At 76.1% G+C, this 2,349-nt stretch carries 2 protein-coding genes; one reads left to right on the forward strand and one right to left on the reverse strand.

The features are described 5' to 3' along the window. On the forward strand, nucleotides 1-826 hold an 826-nt coding region (locus G5C51_RS41565), incomplete at its 5' end, for a hypothetical protein (RefSeq protein ID WP_206314882.1). Here the strand turns inward: G5C51_RS41565 and G5C51_RS41570 are convergent. Beyond that, nucleotides 810-2,234 carry a CapA family protein gene (locus G5C51_RS41570; protein WP_165246065.1) on the reverse strand — a complete coding sequence of 475 codons (1,425 nt, stop codon included), beginning with the start codon at nucleotides 2,232-2,234 and terminating at the stop codon, nucleotides 810-812. The two genes, G5C51_RS41565 and G5C51_RS41570, sit on opposite strands and share 17 nt — an antisense overlap. Nucleotides 2,235-2,349 lie beyond the last annotated feature (115 nt).

A 2,349-nucleotide genomic window follows, 5' to 3' on the forward strand; every position in this document is an offset into this window, starting at 1 on the left:
CCCGTCCGCCACCCCCTGGCCCCTGGTCCGTACCGAAGTCGAGCCGCAGGCCAAGGAGCGTGCGGTACGGATCGTCGAAACAGTCGCGGGCTGGCCACGAGGCGGGGCCGGGATGCAGGGCGCACAGGAACGGCTCGCGGCAATGAAGGCGCCCACGCGACTCGCCGCCCAGGCCGCGCCCGTCCTCGGAGACGAGCCAGAAGCCACCGCCCGCGTAATCGCCGCCCAATACGGCGGCCTGCAGGGCGGCCGCGCCAGCGTGCTCGTCGCCTACCGGCAGTGGGTCCGGCGGCCCAACGGCACGATAAAAGCTGGCGGTTCGGCATTCGACGTACGACTCGAGGAAGGGCCCGGCGGCTGGGAGGTGACCGCGCTCCATCCGGCGCGCCCCGGCCGGGCGAAGCGCGAACCGGGGGACCTGGCCCAGCGGGTGCTGGCGCACGATCGCATCCATCTGCCGCCCGCCGCCGCGGCGGATGTGCGGGCCGGGACCCTGCGCCCGTATCCGATGCGGGTGCTGCTCGCGCTCGCCGACGACTACGAGATCGACGTGAGCATCGTCCACACCGGCCACCCGCGCAACGTCTTCGGCACCACCCGGCTCAGCGACCACACCCGGATGCGCGCCTTCGACGTCTGGGCCGTCAACGGCCGCCGGGTGATCGACGCGGGCACCCCGGGCCGGCTGATCGACGGTTTTCTGCGGCGGGCGGTGGCGGCGGGCGCGTACAACGTGGGCGGGCCGCGGCAGCTGTCCGGCGGCAGCTACTTCAGCGACCGGGTGCACCGCGATCACCTGCACATCGCCTTCAACCGCGACGACTGAAGGGCCCGCTGCCCGTCGACCACACCTGCTCCAGGATTCCGGCGGCCGCGTCCCCCGCCGCGAAGCGCGGCACGTGACCATCGCCGATCACCACCGGCATCGGCCGTACGCTCATCAGCCGCGCACCCCAGAAGACCAGCTCGAGCACCACGCCCTGCCGGGTCTGCGGCGCGAAGTCCATGTCGAAGACGAAGTTGCCCAGCGAATGCGCGATCAGCCGCCCCCGGTGCAGCTCCATCCCCTGCACCCAGTGCGGATGCGCGCCGACGACGGCATCCGCGCCGGCCTCCGCCAGCCGCCGGCCGACGGTGCGCTGGGCGGGCACAGGACGGTGCGTGTACTGCTCACCCCAGTGCGGGCATACGACCACGACGTCGGCCTCGTCGCGCAGCGCCGCCACCTCCGCCGCCAGCCGGTCCAGGCCGGGCCTGTCCAGCGGGCCCGTACGCGGCGGCATCCGCAGCGAATACGCACCGGGGCGGCCGTCCCCGGCGGCGGGCGTCTCGCCGATGGCGTTGAAGGCGAGGATGCCGAAGCGGACGCCGCGCACCTCGGCGATGGCGGGGCGGCGGGCCTCGGCGAGGCCGTCGCCCGCGCCGGTGGTGGTGAAGCCCGCCCGCCGCAGCGTCCGCACGGTGCGGCGAAGCGCCTCCGTTCCGAAGTCGCCCAGGTGGTTGTTGGCGAGCGTCAGGACGTCGAAGCCCGCGCGGCGCAGGCCGGCCGCGGCGCGCGGGTCGGCGGCGAACGAGTCGCCGCCCTGGGTGGGCGGGCCCGCCCGGGACAGGGTGCACTCGAGGTTGCCGACGGTGAGGTCAGCGGCGGCGAGCCGCTCCGCCGTGCGGGAGAAGGGTAGTTGCCAGTCGCGGGCGTCTGCCATGGCGGCGCCGACGCGGCGGCCGAGCATGATGTCGCCGGTCCAGAGCGTGCGGATGACGGGCCCCGGCGCGGACCCGCGCGGCGCGGCGGCGGTGAGCGGATAGCGGGCCGGCTCGGTGACGGGATCCGCGCCCGCGACCGGGACGGCGGCCACGCCGGGGCCGAGGGCGTCGGCCCGTATCACCGCTAGGGCGTCCGGGTCCCGCCGCACCGCCGCGACGGCGTCGCGACCGCGCACGACGCGCAGCGTGCCGGCGCCGCCGCCGAGTTCGCGCCAGCGGTGCACCCGTCCCGCGATGACGGCCTCGGCCAGGCGGCGCGAGACGGCCAGTCCGGTACGGGTCGGGTGCACGGCGAGCACCTGCGGGAGGCGGGCCGCCGGGGCGGAGGTCGCCGGGCGGTCGGGATCGGCGCTGTGCGATGACGCGCGCCGCGGGCGCGGGCGCTCGCCGCCGCCGGTGCAGCCCGCCGCGACACCGGCGGCGGCCGCCGCCAACACGACCCTCCGGCGAGGACGAGACGCACCTGCCATACGACGCAGGGTAGTTGGCCCGCCGCCGCGTCAGCCGATCACCACCGCCCACCAGCCGCCCCCGCCTCAGCCGACCACCACCGCACCAGCCCCCACCGCCTCAGCCGACCACCAC

This window comes from Streptomyces coryli (genome assembly GCF_011044975.1).
Classification (GTDB): domain Bacteria; phylum Actinomycetota; class Actinomycetes; order Streptomycetales; family Streptomycetaceae; genus Streptomyces; species Streptomyces coryli.

Bases quoted from the DNA above. Each gene is read 5' to 3' on its own strand.
- G5C51_RS41570 (WP_165246065.1), bottom strand. From the start codon at position 2,234: ATGGCAGGTGCGTCTCGTCCTCGCCGGAGGGTCGTGTTGGCGGCGGCC.